A 22880-nucleotide genomic window follows, 5' to 3' on the forward strand; every position below is an offset into this window, starting at 1 on the left:
GGACAGCTCGATGGCGGACAGCTCGATGGCACGCGCGGCAAGACGTTCCTGGAAGGCGTCGGAATCGTATTCGCCCGCACCCTCGTCGAGCAGACGCGCGAGCATCTGCGCGACGCCCGGCTTGTCATGCGGGTCGTGGGCCGAGCCGCCTTCGAAGATGAAGGAGACCGCGATCAGCGGCACCACATCGGATTCAACGTGCCAGACCTCGACGCCACCTGCGGAAGTGAGAGCCTTCACGTTGGTGGGCGACGAGGACAGGGTTTCGACGGAAGCAGTCATCATTCCCTCAGTTCTTACGCAGCCGACTTCTGGAGATAGCCCGTCACGGAACGGCGGGCGACCAGATAGCGCTCAGCTGCGGAGGCAAGGTCCTCCTTGAGGACGGTTTCGATTTCCACCGGCCAGCGGTTCACATCCTCGATGGTCTCGCCGATGGCGAGCGCCGAGCCGTAGATGCGGGCGAGCGAGGATTGGCTGTCGGTGGAGTAGATCGTCTCTGCGACGAGGCGTGTCTTCGCGCGCTCGATGGCATCCGAATCCAGCGCCTCCGCAGCGATGGTCTTGAGCACCTGATCGACGGCCTCTTCCAATGCCTGGAGAGAGACGCCCTCTGCCGGCACGGCGTAAACGCAAAAGCGCGTGTCTTCCATGGCGGAGGACATGTACCAGGCGCCCGCGTTCACGGCGATGCCGCGCTCCATCACGAGCTTGCGGTAGAGATACGATGTCGGACCGCCGCCGATGACTTCGGCGAGAAGCTCGAGCGCATAGCAGTCGCGCTGCGTGGCCGTGCGGCAGGACGGAACGAGATAAAGCCGCTGCAGCGTCGGCTGCTCGACCTTCGGGTCGGCCACCGTGATGTGGCGCGCGGCCACGGGCTCCGGCTCGCGCGGGCGCATGCGGATCGGGCGCTTGCCCTGCGGGGCGATGCGGCCATAGGTGTTGTCCGCCAAGCGGCGCACTTCGTCTTCCGTCACATCGCCGGCAACGACCAGAATGCCGTTCTCCGGGGTGTAGAAGCGCTTGTAGTAATCGAGCGCGTGCTCACGGTTCAGCGTCTCGATCTCGTGCATCCAGCCGATGATCGGAATGCCGTAGGGGTGATGCACGAACAGCGACGCTGCCATGGCCTCGGAGAGCTGCGCTGAAGGATCGGTCTCGACGCGCATGCGGCGCTCTTCCAGCACCACGTCGCGCTCAGGAGCGATCACGGCTTCTTCGAGCAGCAGGTTGGTCATGCGGTCCGCTTCGAACTCCATCATGACCTTCAGGTTCTCGCGCGCGACGCGCTGGAAATAGGCCGTGTAGTCGAAGGAGGTGAACGCGTTCTCCTGGCCGCCGAGGCCGGAGACGACTTTCGAGAACTCGCCGGCGGGATGCTTCTCGGTACCCTTGAACATCAGATGCTCGAGAAAATGCGCGATGCCGGATTGGCCGAGCGGATCATCCGCTGAGCCGTTGCGGTACCACATCATATGCGTGGCGACAGGCGCGCGATGATCGGGAATCACCACCACGTCGAGACCGTTGTCGAGGGTGAAGGAGGACAGATTGGGACCGCTGCCTTCCGTTCGCCCGAAGGAGGACGAGTCGGTGCGAAGAACGGGCTTGGAGGCAGTATCCATGACTTTTACCTTGGCAACATCGAAACAGATGTAGGACTTCATCCTACCGGAATAGTCCAATCGGGCGGTCACGCAAGCGAGGCAGGACACCTTATTGGTGCGACATGGTTTGCGCCGAAACGTGAGGGCAGGCTTTTGAAACTTGAGGGCAGGCTTGGCTTTTCCGACCCCTAGAACGGTTTCAGGCGAACCGGGGGTGCCCGTTCGCCTGAAAGGAAAGCTAGTTGCAGAGCCGTTTTACCTTTTCTGCTGCTGGCGCATGAAGGCTGTCGGGCTGTCCGGATCGCCCTCAGGCACCGGATCGCGCGTTGCGCGCGGCAGGGGGCCGCCACCGGCCGACTTGAGCAGGCCGCCTGGAGGATCGCTGAGATAGCGGCGCTCAAGGCCGTCACCTTGAAGCTCGACCTGCTTATCCGTCGAGAAGGAGCGCAGCTCATCGGGGGTCAGGCGGGTGTTGTTTTCTGCCTGTCCGCCCACAAGACCGGGAGTCGTGACGCGGTTGTTCGGATTGCGGCCTGCGCGAACCTCGTCGATGGAGAGCGGCTTGCCTTCCGTATTCTTGTAATACTCGGAGCTCGTGTAAGGCGTCTTCGCCTCGATGGCGGCCTTGCGGCGTGCCGCAACGTCAGGATCCTTCGGCCAGTCGGCATTGCGGGCTTCGGCCCCACCGCCGGACACCGGCGGACGCAGATCCATCTTGGGCGGCAGAACGAGCGGAGCGCGCTCATTATAGATAATCGGCGCCTTCTCCTTGGGGATGATGCCGATGCTGCCGAGCAGGCTCTTGATGGCCTCGCCCTCCTGCGCCGAAGCGGACGAGGCGGCAAACACAAGCGCCGAAGCTCCGACAAGAACCATGGCTCCCGCGCGGCAAAGTACTGTCATTCCCTTCATGGCACACCCACCATTGTTTCTCATTGTGGCTGGAACGCCTGATCGCTCAATGGGGCGAACATATGGCAGAGGGCTCAACGATATGTTGGATTATCGCGCCCGCCTGCCTTCCAGCACGAAGGAGTCATAGAGCAAACCGACCACACCCGCAACGATGGCGGCATCGGCCACGTTGAACACGTACCAATCCCAGTTTCCGATGTGGAACTGGATGAAATCGAACACGGCTCCATAGCGTAAGCGGTCGATGACATTGCCGATGGCCCCGCCCACGATCAGTCCGAGCGACACCGCGAGCAGCTTGGCCGATGTGCGCCTGATCCAGAACGACAGGCCGATGGCGGCGATGATCGAGACGATGATCAGTACCCAGCGCCCAAGGTCGCCATCCTGCTGGAACAGCCCGTAGGAGATGCCCCGGTTCCACACCACGATCAGGTTGACGAACGGGTTGAGCTCCACCGGCTCCTTCAAAGGCAGGTCATAGACATAGAGAGTGTAGAGCTTCGTCACCTGGTCGAGCACCAGGGTGATCAAGGCGACCGAGAAGCCCAGGATCGAGGCCAGCGACCAGGCCGCGGAACGGGTAGCTTTGGAGGAGCGCGAGCGCCCTCCCCCTTTAGCAGACGTGGAACGCCCGGCAGCGCGGGTGCGCTGCGGGCTTGTTTGAGGAACACTTGCCTCGGGAGCAGTCGCGCCGGGGGTCGACGCCTCGGAACCGTCGCTCTTCATCATTCCGCCGCCGCCTTCAGCTGATCCCATTCACGAAGTGCTGCCGCATCGCGCGGCGTCACATCCGGATAATCCGGATCGCTTCCGACATCCGTCGTGACCTTCCACGAACGGGCGCATTTGCGGCCCTGAGCGAGCGCCGGCACGACGGAAACGCCCTTCACATCTTCGAGACGGAAGGCATCAGCCGGGCCTTCGCCCTGCTGCACCTGAATGGCCGAGGTGATGCAGATCTCGCCGAGATCGAGCCCCTGCACCGCCTGGAACAGGCTCTCATCCGCGATGTACACGATGGGCGCGGCCTCCAGGCTTGCACCGATGCGCTTCTGCGCACGCTCGATTTCGAGCGCGCCGGTGACGACGCGACGCACGCGACGGACCTTCGCCCAGCGCTCGGCCAAAGCATCGTTGCGCCATTCCGTCGGCACCTTGGGGAAGGTTTCGAGATGCACCGATTCCTCGTTCGGGTAACGCTCGAGCCATGCCTCCTCGGCGGTGAAGGCGAGGATCGGCGCGATCCATGCCACCACGCAGCGGAAGGTCTGGTCGATCACCGTCAGCGCGCTCTTACGGGCGATGCTGGAGATCGGGTCGCAATAGAGCGTGTCCTTGCGGATGTCGAAATAGAACGCCGACAGATCCGTGGTCATGAACGAGTTCAGAAGTGCTACCACGCGCTTGTAGTCGTAGGTGCTGTAGGCCTCGCGCATTTCGCCGTCGAGTTCGACGAGACGATGCAGAACGAAGCGCTCCAGCTCCGGCATCGCGCCGACTTCGACCCTGTCCGAGTCGCGGAAATGGCCAAGCGAGCCCAGCATCCAGCGGATCGTGTTGCGCAGCTTGCGGTAGGTTTCAGCCGTCGTCTTGATGATCTCGGGACCAATGCGTTGATCGTCCCAGTAATCGACGGAGGCCGTCCACAGACGCAGAATGTCCGCGCCGTATTCCTTGATGACGGTTTGCGGCGCGACCGTGTTGCCGAGGGACTTCGACATCTTGCGGCCCTGCTCGTCGAGCGTGAAGCCGTGCGTCACGACGATGTCGTAAGGCGCGCGTCCACGCGTGCCGCAACTTTCCAGAAGCGACGAATGGAACCAGCCGCGATGCTGATCCGAGCCCTCGAGATACATGACCTGATCTGGACCGCCATCGACCTTGCGGGTCACCTTGAGGTCGGGACGCTTTTCGAGAGCGAAGGCGTGCGTGCAGCCGGAATCGAACCACACGTCGAGAATGTCGTTCACCTTCTCGAAATCACCGAGGTCGTAGCCGCCGGCTTTGAGGAAGCGCGAGCCGTCACCGGCATACCACGCATCCGCGCCTTCTTTCTCGAAGGCATCCGCGATGGCCTCGTTGACTTGGCTGTCCTTGAGGATTTCGTTGGTGCCCTTCTTCACGAAGACGGCGATCGGCACGCCCCAGGCGCGCTGACGCGACACGACCCAGTCGGGGCGATTGGCAATCATGCCGTTGATGCGGTTCTCGCCGGATTCCGGCACCCATTCGGTTTTCTCGATGGCGTTGAGCGCGCGCTGACGAAGCGTGTCGCCCTTGCCGTCGAGCGGCTTGTCCATCGAGATGAACCATTGCGGCGTGTTGCGGAAGATCAGCGGACCTTTCGAGCGCCAGGAATGCGGATATTGGTGCTTGAGGCGCCCGCGCGCGATCAGCGCGCCGACTTCCACGAGCTTCTTGATGACCGCCTCATTGGCGCCCGCATCCTTGCCCTTGTCGTCATAGATGCGCTCGCCCGCGAAGAACGGCACGTCGGGGAAATAGGACGAGTCCGGAGACACCGTGTGCGGCACTTCCTTCGTGCCGCAGGCGGCGAATACGTCGCGATGCTTCACATAGGTGTTGTAGTCGTCCGCGCCGTGTCCGGGAGCCGTGTGCACGAAGCCCGTGCCCGCATCGTCGGTCACGTAATCGGCAGGCAGCAGCGGCACCGCGAAATCCCAGTAGCCATTCGCGCCGGCAAGCCCACGGAACGGATGGGCGCAGCGCTCGATCATCACGGGCAGCACGTCCTTCACGCGCTCGTAACCGGCAACGCGCGCCGCCGCGAACACGTCGGAAGCGAGCTTGTCGGCCAGCACGAGACGGTCGCCCACCTTCGCCCAATTGTCGTCGGCCGCTTCCGTGACCTTGTAGAGGCCGTAAGCGATGTCGGAGCCGAAGGCGATGGCGCGGTTGGCCGGGATCGTCCAGGGAGTCGTCGTCCAGATCACGACCGACGCACCGTCGAGATCGCCGTCGAGCGTGTTGGTGATCTTGAACTTCACCCAGATCGTGTGCGAGGTCTTCTCGTGATACTCGACCTCGGCTTCCGCGAGCGCGGTCTTTTCAACGGAAGACCACATCACCGGCTTCGAGCCGCGATAAAGCTGGTCGGTCGTTGCGAACTTGATGATCTCGCGGGCGATCTGCGCTTCCGCATCATAGCTCATGGTCAGATACGGGTTCGACCAATCGCCGCCGATGCCAAGGCGCTTGAACTCCTCGCGCTGCACGTCGATCCACTTCTCGGCGAAGGCGCGGCACTCGCGGCGGAACTCGACGATCGGAACCTCGTCCTTGTTCTTGCCCTTGGCGCGGTACTCTTCCTCGATCTTCCACTCGATGGGAAGGCCGTGGCAATCCCAGCCCGGCACGTAATTGGAATCGAAGCCGAGCATGCCCTGCGAACGGACGATGAGATCCTTCAGGATCTTGTTGAGCGCGTGGCCGATATGGATGTTGCCGTTGGCATAGGGAGGGCCATCGTGCAGCACGAAGCGCGGGCGGCCCTTCTGGACCTCGCGCAGGCGCTCATAGAGCTTCATCTCGTTCCAGCGCTGCAGGAATTGCGGCTCGCGCTGAGGCAGGCCGGCCCGCATGGGGAACTCGGTCTGCGGGAGAAACAAAGTTTCAGAATAGTCGCGAGCAGTGCTCTCGGTCTTATCGGTCATGACGGTCAATCGGTCTTCTCTGGCCCGCAGCTTGGCGGGGCGCATCAGGCTTCATTCAGGGCAAAACGGCTGCAATCCCGGACCTTCGCAGGCTATGCGAAAGCCGGGCCGATAATTCGCGCCACACCTGTGCGGGCCGCGCGCCGAGCCTGTAAAACCATGGACATGGGAGCCTTTTAGCAGCGCCGCCTCGGATAATAAAGCGTGGTGATTTTCCCCCATGCCTCCTATTTAAGGAGCCAGAACCCCTGACACATAGGATTGACCCATGGCAGACATGACAACCACGGCAGGCAAGCGCTCCCAGGCCGGGTTCGATCTCACCTCCCCAACGCCCGAGGAGTTCCGCCGGCTCGTGGACGATCTCGACGACGAGGAGCGCCGGGTCCTGCTGGAGCACGGCACCGAGCGTCCCTTCTGTGGCATCTTCAATGAGGCCAAGGACAAGGGCACCTATTGCTGCCGCCTCTGCGGGCTTCCTCTGTTCAATGCGGGCGCCAAGTTCGAGTCCGGCACCGGCTGGCCGAGCTTCTTCAACCCCATCGACCGCGACCACGTCGCCTTTGTGCGGGATTCGAGCTACGGCATGGTCCGCACCGAGATCCGCTGCGCGCGCTGCGAGGGCCATCTCGGCCACGTATTCCCGGACGGTCCACCCCCGACCGGCGAGCGCTACTGCATGAACTCGGTCTCCATGCGCTTCGTCGCGGAAGGCGATCCGCTGCCGGACGATCTGGGACGCGGCGCGCCCGAAGGTGAAGTCGTGACCTGAAGCGCCATGGAAGCCGGCGGACCAGAGGCTTCTCCCATCGATGCGGCGGGCTTCTATGCCCGCCTGCCTCTCTACGACCGGTTCTCCCAGCTCTCGGACCCCGCCGTCTACACGCCCGTGCCGGACGGCTGGGTGCTGGGCCTCAGCGACATCGTACGCTCGACCGATGCCATCCAGGCCGGGCGCTACAAGGAAGTGAATACGGCCGCCGCCTCCGTGATCGCAGCCCTGTCCAACAGGCTCGGATCGAGCGATTTTCCTTTTGTGTTCGGCGGCGACGGCGCGAGCTTCGCGCTTCCGGCCTCGCAAACGGAGATAGCCCGCGAGACGCTGGCCGCCGTCGCCTCCTGGGTGCGGGATGCATTCGGGTTCGAGCTGCGCATCGCCCTCGTTCCCGTTGCCGACATCAGGGCCAAGGGCCACGACGTCCGCATCGCCCGCTTCGCCGTATCGCCCGACGTGACCTATGCCATGTTCGCCGGTGGTGGGCTGGCCTATGCGGAACGGCGCATGAAGGAAGGCGAATACGCCATTCCGCCCGCCGCACCCGGCACCATGCCCGACCTCTCGGGGCTGTCCTGCCAATTCGACACGATCACCCCCGAGCGCGGGGTCATCCTGTCCATGATCGTCCTGCCCGGCGCAGGGGCTGAACCCGCCGCCTTTCACGCGCTCATCGGCAAGGTGCTGGCGCTGACCGAGGACAGGCAGGAATCCGGACGGCCGCTTCCCGAGCTCGGACCCAGCCTGACGTCGCCCTTCAACGGGCTGGAGATCGAAGCCAAGGCGATGGGCAGCAGAGGGAAGAACCCTTTCGCCTATTTCCGCCTCGTCATTTATCGATTGATGTCCTTCGTCATCCTCGGCCTCAGCTTGCCTGTGGGCGGGTTCAATCCCGCCAAGTACCGGCATCAGCTCGTCGAGAACACCGACTTCCGCAAATTCGACGACGGCCTGCGCATGACCCTCGATTGCACCCCCGCCCTCGCCGACCGGCTGGAGGCATTGCTGAGCGACGCCGAGCGGGAGGGCATGGCCCGCTACGGCCTGCACCGGCAGGACGCCGCCCTCATGACCTGCTTCGTCCCCTCGCCGACCCGGGCCGACCACATCCATTTCGTGGACGGGGCGATGGGTGGTTATGCGATGGCGGCACGGGCGCTGAAGGTTGTGGGGTGACGCTTTCTCTTTACCCGATCATCGAAGCCGTGCGGTCTTCCGCCAGCATCCGCTTCGCCTCGATGGAATCCCGGTCCATCTGCGCGATCAGCGCCTCGATGTCGTCGAACTTCTCCTCGCCCCTGATCCAGCCGACGAGTTCCACATCGATGATCTGGCCGTAGAGATCGCCTGAGAAATCGAACAGGTGCGTCTCGAGAAGCGGCGCGCCGTTGTCGAAGGTCGGGCGGCGGCCGAAACTGGCGACGCCGTCGATCACCTTGCCGCCGACAGAGGCCCGAACCGCGTAGATGCCGTGGCGCAGTCGGCAATCGTCGGGCAGGCGCATGTTGGCGGTCGGATAACCTAGCACACGTCCGCGCTTGTCCCCGTGACGAACCTCGGCGCGGACGAACCAGCGATAGCCGAGAAGCCGGTTCGCGGCGGCGATGTCACCCGCTTCGAGACTGGCGCGGATCGCACTGGACGAGACCGGCTCGGAGCCTTCGACGACCGCAGGCGCGATGTGGCATTCGAGCCCGTGCTTTATGCAAAGCTCGACCATGCGCTCGGGATTGCCCTCGCGCCCGCGCCCGAAATGGAAGTCGTGGCCGATCACCACGCCGGCCACCTGCAATTCGCGCGCCAGCAACTGCACGAACTCATCGGCGGAAAGGGCAGCCAGCGCCGCATTGAACTGCTTCACGAACACGCCCGCGAGGCCGAGGCGCTGGAAGATCGCGAGTTTCACGGGCTCCGGCGTCAGGCGGAAGAGCGGCTTGTCGGGCTGGAAGAAACTGCGCGGATGCGGCTCGAAGGTCAGGGCCGTGCCGGGCCTGGATGATTGCAACGCCATGTCGAGGAGATAACGGTGCCCCCGGTGAACGCCGTCGAAATTGCCGATGGCCGCCATGGAGCCCTTCAGGCTCTCGGGCACAGGCTCGCCATCGCGGCAGACCACGAAGGAGGGGTTTCCCGGCTGAGATGGCGTAGCGATGGACATCGGAGCGGGTCTACCTCAAGCGGCACAGGCGTCAAGGGTGGCCGTTTAGGCTTCACCAGGTTAGCGCATCCATGATCGCCGTCGGAGCAACCGGCTGGCGGTCAACCCAGTCCTGCACGTGATCGGAGACGAGATCGCCGTGATGGAGGCCGAGCTCCTCCGCGTGGATGCCGCGTGCGACGAGCAGGGAATCGATGCCGAAGCCGACTGCGCCCRCAATGTCGGTGCGGATGGCGTCACCCACGCCGAGCACCCTCTCCTTCGGGATCGGTCGCCCGTCGATGCTGGATGCTAAGGCAAGCGCCTTGTCGTAGACGGGGCCATGCGGTTTGCCGGCGTAGAATACCTTGCCGCCCATTTCCTCGTAAGCCAGCGCAATCGCGCCCGCGCAAGGCAGGATCATGTGGCCGCGCTCGACGATGAGATCGGGATTGGCGCAGACCATGAGCAGGTCGCGGCGCAGCATCGCTTCCAGGCGGGCGCGGTAATTCTCGACCGTCTCGTTCTCGTCGTCATCGAAGCCCGAGCAGACCACGTAATCCGCCTCCTCAATGGAGCCGAAGCGGGCGTCGAGACCCTTATAGATCGGCATGTCGCGCGGCGGGCCGATATGGTGCACCACCTTCTCGATCCGCTCCTCGATGGCAAGGCGCGTAAGGTCGCCGGAGGTGACGATGGCGTCGTAGGCCGTGCGGGGAACCTTGAAACCGTCGAGCTGGTTGCCGACCGATGCGCCGGGACGCGGCGCGTTGGAGACCAGCACGACCCGGCCACCCTTGGCGCGGAAGCGGGTGAGCGCATCACCTGCGGCCTCATAGGCTTTCACGCCGTTGTGCAGCACGCCCCACACATCGCAGAAGATGAGGTCGTAGCGGTCGGCAAGGGGTTGCAGGCCCTCGATGAGAGCGGGACGGAGAGAAGCTGTCATGGGGTCTCACTGGTTGCGAAACCGGCGGGTAGGCCCKCGGGGGCCACAAGTCAACCGGCGCGGCGCAGCAGGGTCCCGCCTTCCTCGAAGGATGTGGGCTGAGCCTGGGCGCCCAGCACCTCGGCCTTGACGGCGCGCGGCGCCGCGAAGACGAAGCCCTGCGCCAGCGGCACGCCGAGTTCGGCGAGCACGGGCACCATATCCTCGCGCTCCACATGCTCGGCGACGAGCTTGATGCCCTCGCGCCGCAGGGACGAGGCGAAATCCCGCACTCCGATCTCGGCCCCAAGACGGTGCTGTTCGTCCTGCTCGGCGGCCACCATCAGCTCGGCCGGAAGCTTGACGAAGCGCACGCCCATATCGGCCAAGGTTCTGGCGTCGAACCGGAGATCCGTGGCGCTGTCGAGAGACAGGGGCACGCCCTTGTCCCGCAGGGTTCCGAACGCCGCAATTCCATCGTCATCGAGATTGCGCCAGCAATCCTGTGACAGCTCGAGCACCACCTTGCCGAGAATTTCGGGGGCTGCGTCGAACATGCCGGTCAGCGACCAGAGGAAGCCTGGATCACGCACGGAATGGGCGGAGAGATTTACACCGACAATGGCCTCGCTGCCCCGGGCGATCAGGTGGCGCGCGACCATCATGGTGCGGTTGAGAACGCGCCGGTCGAATTCCGGCGCACGGCCCAGCCGCTCGATGATGTTGAGGAACTCGGACGGCCCGAGCAGCGTGCCGTCGGCCAGCCGCAACCGTGCGAGCGCCTCGTAGAAGCGGATCTTGCGCTGGGGGAGCGCGACGATGGGCTGGAGGGCCAGCTCGATGCCGTCGGCCTCGAAAGCCTGGGTGACCAGCCGCATCCGGCGAAGGTCGTCCTCGCTCGTCTTGCGGGGCGCAGGCTGAGCGGCAGGCTTGCGCTCGACGACCGGCGCAGACTGCCGCACAGGAGCAGCAGGCACTGTGCCGGGTGCGCTCTTGAGGCTGTCCCTTAAGCTGGCGACATCGCGGTTCTGGGCGGCGACGTTCTTCGCAAGCTCCCGCACGACACCACCGAGGAGACCTACGGTGCCGGTGACCTCGGCCATGGTGGTGCGGAGAGCCGGATTGCTGACCGGGGCCTGAAGCCCCTGCTCGACACGCATCAGGCGATCCGCCAGATCGGAGCAATCTTCCACCGCCTGCTGCGCGGCGTTCGATGCAGCCTCGGCGCGTGCCCATGCCACCAGGAGGCCAGCCAGGACCGCCACGCTGATGAAGGTGAGTGCAGGCACCGCGAAAGGCGCCGGAATCGACGTCGCGACCGTGCCAATGGCGGCTACGCCAGCGAGCGCGAAGACGAACAATTTCGCCTTCATTTCTTTATCCATATGAACCCTGTGGGTTACCATGGGTGCCCCGCTCCCCTGGCTCCGCATGAAACGCGAAGCAGAAACGTAATGATGTTTTACAAGGCACCACTTAAACGGCAAGAACAACGTTACGGCAACAGGAAATTTCCTTTATTTTCGCCAGATTCACGACATTTCCAGCACTGAAAGGACAACCAATGGAAGAACCTCGGAAGGATCTGCTCATGCAGGTTGAAGGCATGACCTGCGACGGCTGCGTCAATGCGGTCACCAAGGCCATCCAGCGCCTCGATCCCGCAGCCACGGTCGAGGTGGATCTGGAGCACGGGCGCGTGCATGTGATGACTTGCGCACAGAGTATTGAGGTGGCCCGGGTTCTGGACGCAGCTGGCTATGAAGCCCACGGCATGACCGGCTGAAGGCTGGGCTGCACCAATCGCATGGCTTCGCCCAAAGTTCTTTTTGCGGGTTCCCGAAACGGCTGATAGGTTTCGCCGGACATTTTGGTTCCGGGGATTTTCATGACCGCTCAGACGTCGCGCGCCGCCATCGACCTTAACGCACCGAACGATCTGGATGCCTGGTGGCTTCCGTTCACGGCGAACCGCTCCTTCAAGCAGCGCCCGCGCATGATCTCCCGCGCCAAGGGCATGTATTACTACACGCCCGAGGGCAAGGAAGTGATCGACGGTGCGGCGGGCCTTTGGTGCTGCAACGCAGGCCATAACCGGGACGAGATCACCGCCGCCATCCAGGCCCAGGCAGCCGAACTCGATTACTCGCCCGCCTTCCAGTACGGCCACGCGAAGGGCTTCGCCGCTGCTTCCCGCATTGCCCAGCTCGCGCCTGGCGACCTGAACCACGTCTTCTTCTGCAATTCCGGCTCCGAGGCGGTGGACACGGCGCTGAAGGTCGCGCTGGCCTATTGGAACGTGAAGGGCCAGGGCAGCAAGACGCGCCTGATCGGCCGCGAGCGCGGCTATCACGGTGTGGGCTTTGGCGGCATCTCGGTGGGCGGCATCGTGAAGAATCGCCAGTTCTTCGGCTCCCTGCTCGCGGGCGTCGACCATCTGCCCCACACCTATAACCGCGCCGAACAGGCATTTTCACGCGGCGAGCCCGAATGGGGCGCGCATCTGGCCGACGACCTGGAGCGCATCGTGGCGCTGCACGACGCTTCGACCATCGCGGCCGTGATCGTCGAGCCGATGTCCGGCTCCACGGGCGTCCTCGCACCGCCGAAGGGATACCTCAAGCGCCTGCGCGAGCTCTGCGACAAGCATAACATCCTGCTCATCTTCGACGAGGTCATCACGGGCTTCGGCCGTCTCGGCACGGCTTTCGCGGCCGAGCGCTACGGCGTCATTCCGGACATGATCACCTTCGCCAAGGGCGTGAATTCGGGCACCGTCCCCATGGGCGGCGTGCTGGTGCGCGAGGGGCTCTACGATACCTTCATGAACGGCCCCGAGCACGTGATCGAGCTGTTCCACGGCTATACCTATTCGGGCCACCCGCTCGCCTGCGCGGCGGCGCTCGCCACCCAGGACGTATATCGCGACGAGAAGCTCTTCGAGCGGGCAAAGGCCCTGGAGCCGGTCTGGGCCGATGCGATCCATTCGCTGAAGGAGCTGCCGAACGTCCTCGACATCCGCACCATCGGCCTCGTGGGCGCCATTGACCTCGCGTCCCGCCCCGACGCGGTGGGCAAGCGCGCCTTCGAGGCCATGGACCGTGGCTTCCAGGAATACGGCCTGATGATGCGCATCACCGGCGACACCATCGCCCTCTCCCCGCCGCTGATCATCACCGAAGAGCAGATCGGCGAGATCGTCGATAAGCTGACCAAGGTGATCAAGGCCGTCGCTTAAGGCACTTTCCACCACTCGTCATCCCGGACGGCGCAAGCTGATCCGGGATCGCGAGCAAAATAAAGCGCTGTCATTCCGGGGCCGCGCAGCGGAGCCCGGAATCCATAGATATCGTGGGCACTGAAGGAGGCGAGACGCCTCTCGCTCAATCCTGAAACGTCGCGGTTATGGATTCCCGCCTTCGCGGGAATGACAGGGTCAGGCGCTCTTCCTGAACCCGATCCCGGCTCTCCGCTGCGCTTCGTCCGGGATGACAGCATGGGGCAGGTCTGCACAACCAACCCTTGCCCCTCCCCGCCGCAGGGTTTAGGACGCAGCACGTTTTTCTCTTTGCAACGGCTGTTGTTAAAACCATGTCCAAGGCCGACAAGATCAAGGCCCGCGCCCCGCGCGGCTTTGCCGATCGCAACCCCGCCGATCTCGCCGCCACCGAGCGCATGCTCGCGGCGATCCGGGAGTCCTATGAGCTTTACGGCTTCGAGGGCGTCGAGACGCCCTTCGTGGAGTACACGGATTCGCTGGGCAAGTTCCTGCCCGACCAGGACCGCCCGAACGAGGGCGTGTTCTCGTTCCAGGACGATGACGAGCAGTGGCTGTCGCTCCGCTACGACCTGACGGCGCCGCTCGCCCGCTACGTGGCCGAGAACTTCGACGCGCTGCCGAAACCCTATCGCAGCTATCGCGCGGGGTGGGTGTTCCGCAACGAGAAGCCCGGCCCCGGCCGCTTCCGCCAGTTCATGCAGTTCGACGCCGACACGGTGGGCGCTGCCTCCGTCGCCGCCGATGCGGAAATCTGCATGATGGCTGCCGACACGCTGGAGAGGCTCGGCCTCAAGCGCGGCGATTTCATCATCAAGATCAACAACCGCAAGGTTCTGGACGGCGTGCTCGAAGCCATCGGCCTCGGCGGCGAGGACAAGGCTGGCCAGCGCCTCACGGTATTGCGCGCCATCGACAAGCTCGACCGCCTCGGCCCTGAGGGCGTGAGCCAGCTTTTGGGCGCAGGCCGCAAGGACGAGAGCGGCGACTTCACCAAGGGCGCGGAGCTGTCGGCGGACGCCATCGAGCGCGTGCTAGCCTTCACGGCTGCCAAGGGCGCGGACAATGCGGGCACGGTCGAGAACCTGCGCAAGGTCGTCGGCTCCTCGGCCCGTGGCCTTGAGGGCGCGGATGAACTCGCCGAGATTTCAGCCCTCGTCGCCTCCTCTGGTTACGAGGAGCGCGTGATCATCGATCCCTCCGTGGTGCGCGGCCTCGAATACTATACCGGCCCGGTCTATGAGGCCGAGCTGACCTTCCAGGTGCAAGATGAGGACGGACGCCCCGTGCGTTTCGGCTCGGTCGGCGGCGGCGGGCGCTACGACGGCCTCGTGGGCCGCTTCCGCTCCGAGCCCGTTCCGGCGACCGGTTTCTCGATCGGTGTGTCGCGCCTTCTTTCGGCGCTCCAGATGATCAAGAGCCCCATCGTCTCCGGCTCTCAGACACCTGGCCCGGTGGTGGTACTGGTGATGGACAAGGACCAGATCGCCGCCTACCAGCGCATGGTCTCGACGCTCCGCCAGGCCGGCATCCGCTCCGAGCTTTATCTCGGCTCCTCGGGCATGAAGGCGCAGATGAAATACGCGGATCGGCGCCAGAGCCCCTGCGTCATCATCCAGGGTTCCAACGAGCGCGAGCGCGGCGAAATCGAGATCAAGGATCTGATCGAGGGCGCCAAGGCGGCGGCGGCCATTTCCTCCAACGAGGAATGGAAAGCCTCCCGTCCGGCCCAGTTCTCGGTGGCGGAAGGCAAGCTTGTCGAAGCCGTGCGCGAGGTCTTGGCGCGGCATTTCGCTTAAGTCTTCAGCGGGAACTCCTCTGCTTCTCTCCGGGTTGTCTGCAAAAGCTTGACTATCAGGAGACGACGATGGCGAAGGCCAAAGACAAGAAGGCTAAGAAGAGCACGGGTACGAAGCTGGCGAAGACCGCCAAGAAATCGGGCCTGATGGATCTGGTCAACTCGGAACTCGGCCGCGAAATCCTGGCCGATGCGCTGATTGCCGCAGCAGGCGCGGCCGCTGCCGCCCTCACCAAGACCCGCGCCGCCAGGAAGGTTGGCGCGGCTGCGGCCAATACCGGCTCTCAAGGCGCCGACCTGACCCAGACCGCCGCTGGCGCAGTCGCCGGCGTCGTCACGGAAGCCGCCCGCCATTTCCTGCCGGCAGGCCTGCTCGGCGAGGATGAGGCTTCCAAGGGCGGCAAGGCCGAGCCGAAGAAGGTGAAGTACGTCAATCGCTCCAGCGACCACAGCAAGCGCAAGACCGCCAAGGCCAAGAGCGATACGGCCAGCAAGTAGTCATTCCAAAACCGCTGTCATCCCGGACGGCAAAGCCGATCCGGGATGCCACTAACCCAGCCCTCCGTTCACCCTTCCCGTCGAAAACGGTCGCCTTCCCGGTCGGGCATTGCTAGAGAGCATGCGAACGAAGGGGATTTGGGACGTCGTGACGGAGACGGATGCTATTGTCGCGCTGATCGCGCTTTTCGAGCGCGAGGGCTATGCGCGGGTTGAGCCGCAGGTTCTGCAGCCGGCCGATGTGTTCATCGACCTGTCGGGCGAGGACATTCGGCGGCGCATGTTCGTGACGCAGGATGCCGCGGGCCAGGAGCTGTGCCTCAGGCCCGAGTATACCATTCCCGTCTGCCTCCAGCATCTGAGCTCTCATGGCGCAAGACCCTCCGGCTATTCCTATGGCGGCCCAGTTTTCCGCATGCGCCCCGGCGAGAGCGGTGAGTTTCTTCAGGCGGGTCTCGAATCCATCGGACGTGGCGATGCCTCGGCGGCGGATGCCGAGATCCTCGGCCTTGCCCTCGACGGCCTCGCCCAGATCGGCAGCCCCGCCGCGAGCGTGAAGCTAGGCGACATGGGGCTGCTCCATGCCCTCATCGATGCCCTTGGCATCGCGCCTGCCGCCAAGCGTCGGGTGATCCGCGCCATCGTCTCGGGCCAGGGACTCGCGAGCCTCGCCGAGTCTGACAATCCGAGCGCCCAGGAACATGCGGGCCTGCTTGCCGCCATCGAAGGACAGGCGCCCCAGGCAGCAAAGGCTTTCGTCGAAGACATTCTCTCCATTGCCGGCATCGCCAGCGTGGGTGGCCGCAGCGCGGGCGAGATCGCCGAGCGCTTCCTGGCCCGCGCCGCCAACCGCACGGGCTTGGCCGACGAGGCGCGACAGGTTCTGGAGCGCTATCTCACCATCACGGGCGATCCCGATCACGCCGCCTATGCGATCCGGGCGCTCGCCCGCGAGGCAGGCCTCGATCTCGGCACCGCCATTGGCGCCTTCGAGGAGCGCACCGGCTTCATGGCGGCGCGGGGCCTCGATGTGAGCGCCTTCGCCTTCTCCGCCGCGTTTGCCCGCAATCTCGACTATTATACCGTCTTCATCTTCGAGGTGCAGGATCAGCACCGCAGCGACGGCAAGCCCATCGTGGGCGGCGGGCGCTATGACAGGCTGCTCGAACACCTGGGAGCCGACACCACGATCCCCGCAGTCGGGTGCTCGTTCTGGCTCGACCGTATCGTGGGGAGACCCTGATGTCCGATTCCCCTCTTATCCTGGCGGTGCCCTCCAAGGGCCGCCTGCAGGAGAACGCGGCCGCGTTCTTCGCCCGCGCCGGCCTCGTTTTCACGCAGTCGCGCGGGGCGCGCGATTATCGCGGCACGCTCAAGGGCGTGCCGAACGTGGAAGTGGCCTTCCTCTCGGCCTCCGAGATCGTGAACCAGCTCGCGACCGGCACAGCCCATCTCGGCATCACCGGCGAGGACCTGATCCGCGAGCAGATTCCCGATGCCGACGAGGCCGTGGAGCTTCTGACGCCGCTCGGCTTCGGCAACGCCAATGTGGTGGTTGCCGTGCCGCAGGCCTGGATCGACGTGCGCAACATGGCCGATCTCGATGAGGTCGCGGCCGATCTTCGCGCCCGCCACGGGCAGAAGATGCGGGTGGCCACGAAATACGTGAACCTGACCCGCCGCTTCTTCGCGGAAAAGGGCATCGCCGATTATCGCATCGTGGAAAGCCTCGGCGCGACCGAAGGCGCCCCGGGTGCAGGCTCCGCCGAGCTGATCGTGGACATCACCACGACCGGCGCGACGCTCTCCGCCAATGCGCTCAAGATCCTCGACGATGGGGTGATGTTGCGCTCCGAGGCCAATCTCGTGGCTTCCGCCCGCGCGCCCTGGACGGACGCCACCCGAGCTGCGGCGACCGCCGTGCTGACGCGGATCGCCGCCGAGGAAGAGGCCCGCACGAGCCGCGAGATTCGCGCCGCCCTCGACCCGGCTCGCGCCCAGGCGCTGGCATCCCTCGTGCAGAGCTTCGGGGCCGCCCAGCCTTACGGCAATGCGCTCGGTCGCGAAATCGTGCTCCATTGCCGGGCCGGCTCGGTGTTCGAAATCGTGGCCGCGCTGCGGGAGATCGGGGCGCAGGACATCACGGTGCGCGCCTTCGATTATCTGTTCCGGCCGACCAATGCCCTTACCGAGCGGCTTTTGCGGCGGATCGGCTGAAGACACGACACCTGTTAGCCTTCATCAAAGCTTCAGCTTGCTTATGTTGAACAAGAGGCGATAGGACGAAATCACCACAGCATCGGACCCAAAAGTGGACTTGCACTTTTGGGATCCGTCCGATGCTTTCTTCTTAGATTAGAGCATCGTTCTTGCGGAAAACCGGATCCACTTTTCCGCACGATGCTCTAGGGCGTTGCCTCCACGGCCAAGGCCTCTTATGGTTCCGGCGTTTTTAGACGATGAAGAGGTTCCGATGAACGCGCTTCGACTTGCGACAATCCTGGCGGCTCTCGCCACTGTTTCCGTGGCTCATGCGCAGACGGCAGCGACACTCGGCCGTCCCGCCGGCCCGACCCGGCAGGTGGACCCCAAGGTTCCGCAGCCCCTGGAGCGGGACAAGATCTTCCCCCTCGGCTCGTCCTGGACGGCGGTCAGCCTGAACGGCAAGCCCTTCGGCGGTGAACGCCCGAGCTTCAAGCTCGACACCCAGCTGCGCGCCACGGGCTTTTCCGGCTGTAACACCTATTCCACCACCGCCTACCCTCTGCGGGAACAAGGCATGGCCGTCGCGCCCTTCGCCTTGACGAAGAAGACCTGCGACAAGGCCGTAATGGCCCTCGAGCAAGCCTTCCTCACGGCACTTCGCACCTCCGGCAAATGGGATATCCAGGGCCAGACCCTGACCATCAAAAGCCAGAGCGGCGAGTTGCGCTTCGAGCGCGTGCTGTAAGCATTCGGGTTTATGAATATGGAAGGGCCGGCAGAAATGCCGGCCCTTTTTCGTTCGCTCCCGAAGAAGCGTCATCCCGGACGAAGCTTAGCGAAGATCCGGGATCGTTCGACAAGAACAGCGCTTTATCCTGAACACGATCCCAATCGGCTCATGCCGTCCGGGATGACACGCCAATTACTCCGCCGGCTGCGGCTCCATCATGTCCACAGGGGTCGAGAGGCCACTCTCTCCCCGCTTCAGGTCGATGCGCCGGTCGTGATAGCCCAGCAGGGTCGAGCGATGGCCGATGGACACGACGGTGGTCTCCGGCAGCCTCTTCCTGATGATCTCGTAGATCTCGGCCTCGGTCGGCTCGTCGAGGGCGGCGGTCGCCTCGTCGAGGAACAGCCAGTCGGGCCTCGCCAGAAGCGCACGCGCGACCGCAAGGCGCTGCTGCTCGCCGAGCGACAGGGTCTGTCCCCAGGCACGCTCCTCATCGAGCCTGTCGGCGATCTGCGGCAGCTTGGCGATCCGTAGGGCCTCGGCAATCTCCTGGTCGCTATAGGTGTCGACTCTGCCGGGATAGGTCACGGCATCGCGGAGCGTGCCGATGGGAATGTAGGGGCGCTGCGGCAGGAGCATCATGCTCTGCCCTTCCGGCACCAGAACCTCGCCCTCGCCGAACGGCCAGATGCCTGCGATAGCGCGGAAGAGCGTGGACTTGCCGGAGCCCGACGGGCCGGTCATCAGCGTGCGCTCGCCCGGACGGAAGGAAAGGCCGTTAGCATGCATGAGAGCGGTGCCATCGGGCAGCCGTACGTTCAGGTTCTTCAGGCGCAGCTCCCCACCCGGCGCAGGCGTGACCGCCAGCTTGCTCTCACCGCCGACACGCTGCGCGGAGGCGATTGCTCCCTCGAAGGTGGTCAGACGGTCGAGCACGGCTTTATAGTCGGCAAGTGTGGTGTAGATCTGAATGAAATAGGTGAGTGCAGACGTGACCTGTGAGAAAGCTCCGTTGACCTGCTGCATCTGTCCAAGCGTGATCTTACCGGCAAAATAATACGGAGCGGTCAGGATGTAAGGCACAACCACGTTGGCTTGAAAGTAAGCTGCCGTGAAGGTGTTCAGCTTCATGATCCGAAGCGCGATCCGCATGTAGTTATCGACGATCTGAGCGAAGCGGTGAGACAGGTTTTCCTTCTCGGCAGCTTCACCGGAAAGAATTGCAATCTGTTCAGGATATTCACGCAGCCGCGCAAGTGAAAAGCGATAGTTGGCCTCCACTCTTTCCTGCTCGAAGTTGAGACCGATCAGGGGCCGTCCGATCAGATGGGTGATCYAGGTGCCGAGGATCGCATAGCCAGCGCATACCCAGACAAGCAGACCCGGCACTTCGTAACTGGTTCCTGGAAACGTGAAGCCTGCAGAGATGGTCCATAGAATGGCCACGAATGAGACAAGCGTAGCTGCTTGGTTCATGAGACCGATTGAAAGAGAGTAAGTGCTGTCAACGTATTTGCGCAGATCTTCCGAGATGCGTTGATCAGGGTTATCCGCACCCTGGCTTGTCAACTGCATCCTGTAATGCGCCCCGTCTCCCAGCCATTCACCGACATAGTAGGTGTTCAGAAATGAACGCCAGCGAATGGTCAGCACATACTGGAGCAAAATATCGATAAGGGCGACAGTCACGAAGACTGCAGCTAAAGGCGTGAAGATCACAAAAAGCTGATACCAGAAGGCTGTGGCATCTTTATCCTGGATCGCATTGAACATGTCGCGAGAGAAGAAACTCAAGCGAACATTGAGTGCGACCTGCGCAAGATTGAGAGCAATCAGGGTTCCGACGATCCACGTACCGATGGTGCCCTCGCGCGCTCGCACAAGACCTAGGAAGGGAATGCGAATGACGCTGTCGGCCTGAGAGTCGAGATAGCGATCCGCGATGCGGCAGATCGTGCGGACCACGGGCACGTAGGACAGGCCGTAGATGATCGCGCCGAAGGCCGTGGCGCCGAGCGCCGACGAGGGCGGCGGCACGTAGCCGGTGTAATCCCCCGTGATCAGCCCCAGGACCGCGCCGAGCACGAGGACGACCAGCACGAGATGCGTGGCTGTCAGCATCACCAGGAAGATGCGGAGAAACTTCGGGATGGTGCGCCCGATGTAAAGGATGCCAGCCAGCGCGAGGGTGGAAAGCGGCAGGTAGAACGGAACCTGGAGGCCTTCGGAAAGGGAACCAGCCAGAACCCCCAAGCCCACTAGTGCCAGGGCAATGCTCGCCTTGATCATTCTTTTCTCCTGCCGGAATGCCTTATCCGGTTGCATAGGAACATAAAGCAGCCCGATCAACTGCTCTCATGGCGAAAGAAAGGTGAAATCTCCGCGAGCGTCCGGCGGAGGCGGTTTATGTTGTCGCGCCGGTGGGCTAAAGAGCATTCCCTTGCGGGATGTCCGTTCTTCAGAACATACGATCCTGTTTATAGAACATTTCAGTTGACATAGAGAACGTCGTGTCCCATGTGTCAATGCTACACCCTGAGACCCTGAAGGCGAACTTATGAACGCCCCTCTTGGATATTTCGGCGACCTGCCGACGCAACGTCTGATCCCGGCGGAACCGATCATTCGGCTGGAGCAGATTTCGAAGACCTTTCCGGGCCGGGACGGGCAGCCGGTCACCGCTTTGCGCGAGGTCGACCTCGCCGTGCAGCAGGGCTCGATCCTGGGTGTCATCGGCCGTTCGGGCGCCGGCAAGTCCACCCTGATCCGCCTCGTGAACGGGCTGGAGAAGCCCACCGCCGGTAAGGTGATCGTGGACGGCGCGAATATCGCCGCGCTGCCGGAAGGGGCGCTTCGCCATGCGCGCCGCTCCATCGGCATGATCTTCCAGCACTTCAACCTGCTCTCCTCCCGCACGGCGGCGCAGAACATTGCGCTGCCCCTCGAAGTTGCCGGTTTCGACAAGGCCGACATCAAGGCGCGGGTCGATGAGCTGCTGGCGCTCGTGGGCCTGACGGACAAGCGCAACCGCTATCCGTCGGAATTGTCCGGCGGCCAGAAGCAGCGCGTCGGCATCGCSCGYGCGCTCGCCACGAAGCCGAAGGTGCTGCTCTCSGACGAGGCGACCTCCGCGCTCGACCCCGAGACCACGCGCTCCATTCTCGACCTGCTTGCGAAGATCAACGACGAGCTCGGCCTCACCATCCTGCTCATCACCCACGAGATGTCGGTGATCCGCAACATCGCGCGCGAAGTCGCCGTGATCGAAGGCGGACGCATCGTCGAGCAAGGCGATGTGTTCGAGGTCTTCACGCGGCCGCAGCATGAAGTGACGCGCTCCTTCCTCGGCGACGAGGCGGGTCGCGCGCTGCCGCCATACGTGGAGAAGCGCCTCACCTCCGCGGTGTCGCCGAACAGCCAAGCGGTAATCCGCATCGGCTTCCGCGGCCCTCACGCGACGGACCCGGTACTCGCGCGACTTGCGCGCGATCTCGGCATCGAGGCGAACATTCTCTCCGGCGCGGTAGACGAAATCGCGGGCCGTCCGTTCGGCACCCTCGTCATCGGCGTGCCGGAGGCTGCTTCCCTAAAGACGCTCGAATTCCTGAAACAGCACGGTCTCGATACGGAGGTGCTCGGCCATGTCGCCTGAGATGATCCGCCTCATCGCCAATTCCACCGGCGAAACGCTCTACATGGTCGGCGTCGCGGCGCTGATTGCCACACTCCTCGGCCTGCCGCTCGGCGTGTTCCTTGCCACCAGCGGCAAGAACGAGCTGTTCGCGGCGCCCTGGGTCAACCGCGTGCTCGGCGTCGTCGTCAACGCCACCCGCTCGACGCCCTTCATCATTCTGGTGGTCGCGATCATTCCGTTCACGCGTCTGATCGCAGGCACCTCGATCGGCACCAACGCCGCTATCGTACCGCTAACCATTGCCGCGACGCCTTTCATCGCGCGTCTCATCGAGGGTGCGATCCGCGAAGTCGATCAGGGGCTCGTCGAAGCAGCGCGCGCCTTCGGTGCAACTCCGCTGCAGATCGTGCTGAAGGTTCTCATTCCCGAAGCCCTGCCCGGCATCGTGCTCGGCCTCACGCTCGCCATCGTCTCGCTCCTCGGCTTCTCGGCCATGGTCGGCGCGGTGGGCGGCGGCGGTCTCGGCGATCTCGGCATTCGCTACGGCTATCAGCGCTTCATGCCTGAAATGATGCTCGCTGTGGTGCTCGTGCTCATCGTGCTCGTGCAGGTGGTGCAGAGCATCGGTGATCGTCTCGCGCGTCACCTCAACAAGCGCATCCGCCACGGCTGATTTCTTTTCTTCTTAGGACACGT

General features: G+C 63.8%; 19 protein-coding genes and 1 pseudogene. 11 read left to right on the plus strand and 9 right to left on the minus strand.

Translation table 11 applies throughout. From position 1 onward, the window contains the following. From ACXJKO_RS16195 to ileS, 5 genes and pseudogenes are all read right to left on the minus strand, one after another. Positions 1-282, minus strand: a pseudogene (locus ACXJKO_RS16195) (insulinase family protein); the annotation flags it as partial. A 14-nt stretch (positions 283-296) separates the two neighbouring features. After that, complete coding sequence (locus ACXJKO_RS16200; protein WP_457092117.1) at positions 297-1628, minus strand: M16 family metallopeptidase; 1332 nt, start codon at positions 1626-1628, stop codon at positions 297-299. Positions 1629-1865: 237 nt separating this feature from the next. Further along, positions 1866-2522, minus strand: a complete 657-nt coding sequence (locus ACXJKO_RS16205) for a hypothetical protein (RefSeq protein ID WP_457092118.1) — start codon at positions 2520-2522, stop codon at positions 1866-1868. Positions 2523-2612: 90 nt separating this feature from the next. Continuing rightward, positions 2613-3089, minus strand: coding sequence for a signal peptidase II (lspA, locus tag ACXJKO_RS16210; RefSeq protein WP_457092142.1), 477 nt, complete (start codon positions 3087-3089; stop codon positions 2613-2615). 164 nt (positions 3090-3253) lie between these two features. Further along, positions 3254-6202, minus strand: a complete 2949-nt coding sequence (ileS, locus tag ACXJKO_RS16215; protein ID WP_457092119.1) for an isoleucine--tRNA ligase — start codon at positions 6200-6202, stop codon at positions 3254-3256. Between the two features lie 277 nt (positions 6203-6479). On the opposite strand from ileS, the gene msrB reads away from it, so the two are divergent. Both msrB and ACXJKO_RS16225 read left to right on the plus strand, forming a co-directional pair. Further along, entirely contained in the window at positions 6480-6974 is a 495-nt protein-coding gene (gene msrB / locus ACXJKO_RS16220) for a peptide-methionine (R)-S-oxide reductase MsrB (RefSeq protein ID WP_457092143.1), read from the plus strand. Positions 6975-6980: 6 nt separating this feature from the next. After that, the gene (locus ACXJKO_RS16225; RefSeq protein WP_457092120.1) at positions 6981-8153 is read left to right on the plus strand and encodes a DUF3095 domain-containing protein; all 1173 of its coding nucleotides are present in this window, start codon (positions 6981-6983) and stop codon (positions 8151-8153) included. A gap of 10 nt (positions 8154-8163) precedes the next feature. Here the strand turns inward: ACXJKO_RS16225 and ACXJKO_RS16230 are convergent, their stop codons facing one another. The 3 genes from ACXJKO_RS16230 to ACXJKO_RS16240 are packed head-to-tail and all read right to left on the minus strand — an operon-like array spanning position 8164 to position 11415. Next, positions 8164-9135: a bifunctional riboflavin kinase/FAD synthetase gene (locus ACXJKO_RS16230; protein ID WP_457092121.1), complete on the minus strand. Its 972-nt coding sequence runs from the start codon at positions 9133-9135 to the stop codon at positions 8164-8166. Positions 9136-9187: 52 nt separating this feature from the next. Continuing rightward, complete coding sequence (locus tag ACXJKO_RS16235; protein ID WP_457092122.1) at positions 9188-10063, minus strand: TIGR01459 family HAD-type hydrolase; 876 nt, start codon at positions 10061-10063, stop codon at positions 9188-9190. Between the two features lie 50 nt (positions 10064-10113). Beyond that, positions 10114-11415: an EAL domain-containing protein gene (locus tag ACXJKO_RS16240; RefSeq protein WP_457092123.1), complete on the minus strand. Its 1302-nt coding sequence runs from the start codon at positions 11413-11415 to the stop codon at positions 10114-10116. Positions 11416-11606: 191 nt separating this feature from the next. Here ACXJKO_RS16240 and ACXJKO_RS16245 point away from each other — a divergent pair, with 191 nt between their 5' ends. The 7 genes from ACXJKO_RS16245 (at position 11607) to ACXJKO_RS16275 (ending at position 18565) form a co-directional block, all read left to right on the plus strand. After that, positions 11607-11828 (plus strand): heavy-metal-associated domain-containing protein, encoded by a 222-nt coding sequence (locus tag ACXJKO_RS16245; RefSeq protein ID WP_457092124.1) that lies wholly within the window; start codon positions 11607-11609, stop codon positions 11826-11828. A 102-nt stretch (positions 11829-11930) separates the two neighbouring features. Next, a complete protein-coding gene (locus ACXJKO_RS16250) occupies positions 11931-13280 on the plus strand; it encodes an aminotransferase class III-fold pyridoxal phosphate-dependent enzyme (RefSeq protein WP_457092125.1) in 1350 nt (449 codons plus the stop codon). Positions 13281-13633: 353 nt separating this feature from the next. Further along, complete coding sequence (gene hisS / locus ACXJKO_RS16255; RefSeq protein ID WP_457092126.1) at positions 13634-15118, plus strand: histidine--tRNA ligase; 1485 nt, start codon at positions 13634-13636, stop codon at positions 15116-15118. Positions 15119-15186: 68 nt separating this feature from the next. Further along, on the plus strand, positions 15187-15615 hold the full coding sequence (locus ACXJKO_RS16260) for a hypothetical protein (protein WP_457092127.1): 429 nt from the start codon (positions 15187-15189) through the stop codon (positions 15613-15615). Positions 15616-15736: 121 nt separating this feature from the next. Next, positions 15737-16858, plus strand: a complete 1122-nt coding sequence (locus ACXJKO_RS16265) for an ATP phosphoribosyltransferase regulatory subunit (RefSeq protein ID WP_457092128.1) — start codon at positions 15737-15739, stop codon at positions 16856-16858. After that, positions 16858-17832 (plus strand): ATP phosphoribosyltransferase, encoded by a 975-nt coding sequence (hisG, locus tag ACXJKO_RS16270; RefSeq protein ID WP_457092129.1) that lies wholly within the window; start codon positions 16858-16860, stop codon positions 17830-17832. Before ACXJKO_RS16265 ends, hisG begins: the two co-directional genes overlap by 1 nt. A 256-nt stretch (positions 17833-18088) precedes the next feature. After that, the gene (locus tag ACXJKO_RS16275) at positions 18089-18565 is read left to right on the plus strand and encodes an META domain-containing protein (RefSeq protein WP_457092130.1); all 477 of its coding nucleotides are present in this window, start codon (positions 18089-18091) and stop codon (positions 18563-18565) included. Positions 18566-18742: 177 nt separating this feature from the next. Here the strand turns inward: ACXJKO_RS16275 and ACXJKO_RS16280 are convergent, their stop codons facing one another. After that, positions 18743-20839: an ABC transporter ATP-binding protein/permease gene (locus ACXJKO_RS16280; protein WP_457092131.1), complete on the minus strand. Its 2097-nt coding sequence runs from the start codon at positions 20837-20839 to the stop codon at positions 18743-18745. A 268-nt stretch (positions 20840-21107) separates the two neighbouring features. On the opposite strand from ACXJKO_RS16280, the gene ACXJKO_RS16285 reads away from it, so the two are divergent. Further along, complete coding sequence (locus ACXJKO_RS16285) at positions 21108-22202, plus strand: methionine ABC transporter ATP-binding protein (protein WP_457092132.1); 1095 nt, start codon at positions 21108-21110, stop codon at positions 22200-22202. After that, entirely contained in the window at positions 22192-22857 is a 666-nt protein-coding gene (locus tag ACXJKO_RS16290) for a methionine ABC transporter permease (protein ID WP_457092133.1), read from the plus strand. Before ACXJKO_RS16285 ends, ACXJKO_RS16290 begins: the two co-directional genes overlap by 11 nt. Positions 22858-22880: the final 23 nt, after the last annotated feature.

It is taken from the genome of Microvirga sp. P5_D2, from assembly GCF_054049475.1.

Excerpts from the sequence above, each read along its gene's own strand:
- ACXJKO_RS16200 (WP_457092117.1), bottom strand. The coding sequence starts at position 1,628 with ATGGATACTGCCTCCAAGCCCGTTCTTCGCACCGACTCGTCCTCCTTC.
- ACXJKO_RS16205 (WP_457092118.1), bottom strand. The coding sequence starts at position 2,522 with ATGAAGGGAATGACAGTACTTTGCCGCGCGGGAGCCATGGTTCTTGTC.
- ileS (WP_457092119.1), bottom strand. The coding sequence starts at position 6,202 with ATGACCGATAAGACCGAGAGCACTGCTCGCGACTATTCTGAAACTTTG.
- msrB (WP_457092143.1), top strand. The coding sequence starts at position 6,480 with ATGACAACCACGGCAGGCAAGCGCTCCCAGGCCGGGTTCGATCTCACC.
- ACXJKO_RS16225 (WP_457092120.1), top strand. The coding sequence starts at position 6,981 with ATGGAAGCCGGCGGACCAGAGGCTTCTCCCATCGATGCGGCGGGCTTC.
- ACXJKO_RS16230 (WP_457092121.1), bottom strand. The coding sequence starts at position 9,135 with ATGTCCATCGCTACGCCATCTCAGCCGGGAAACCCCTCCTTCGTGGTC.
- ACXJKO_RS16240 (WP_457092123.1), bottom strand. The coding sequence starts at position 11,415 with ATGAAGGCGAAATTGTTCGTCTTCGCGCTCGCTGGCGTAGCCGCCATT.
- ACXJKO_RS16245 (WP_457092124.1), top strand. The coding sequence starts at position 11,607 with ATGGAAGAACCTCGGAAGGATCTGCTCATGCAGGTTGAAGGCATGACC.
- ACXJKO_RS16250 (WP_457092125.1), top strand. The coding sequence starts at position 11,931 with ATGACCGCTCAGACGTCGCGCGCCGCCATCGACCTTAACGCACCGAAC.
- hisS (WP_457092126.1), top strand. The coding sequence starts at position 13,634 with ATGTCCAAGGCCGACAAGATCAAGGCCCGCGCCCCGCGCGGCTTTGCC.
- ACXJKO_RS16260 (WP_457092127.1), top strand. The coding sequence starts at position 15,187 with ATGGCGAAGGCCAAAGACAAGAAGGCTAAGAAGAGCACGGGTACGAAG.
- ACXJKO_RS16265 (WP_457092128.1), top strand. The coding sequence starts at position 15,737 with ATGCGAACGAAGGGGATTTGGGACGTCGTGACGGAGACGGATGCTATT.
- hisG (WP_457092129.1), top strand. The coding sequence starts at position 16,858 with ATGTCCGATTCCCCTCTTATCCTGGCGGTGCCCTCCAAGGGCCGCCTG.
- ACXJKO_RS16275 (WP_457092130.1), top strand. The coding sequence starts at position 18,089 with ATGAACGCGCTTCGACTTGCGACAATCCTGGCGGCTCTCGCCACTGTT.
- ACXJKO_RS16290 (WP_457092133.1), top strand. The coding sequence starts at position 22,192 with ATGTCGCCTGAGATGATCCGCCTCATCGCCAATTCCACCGGCGAAACG.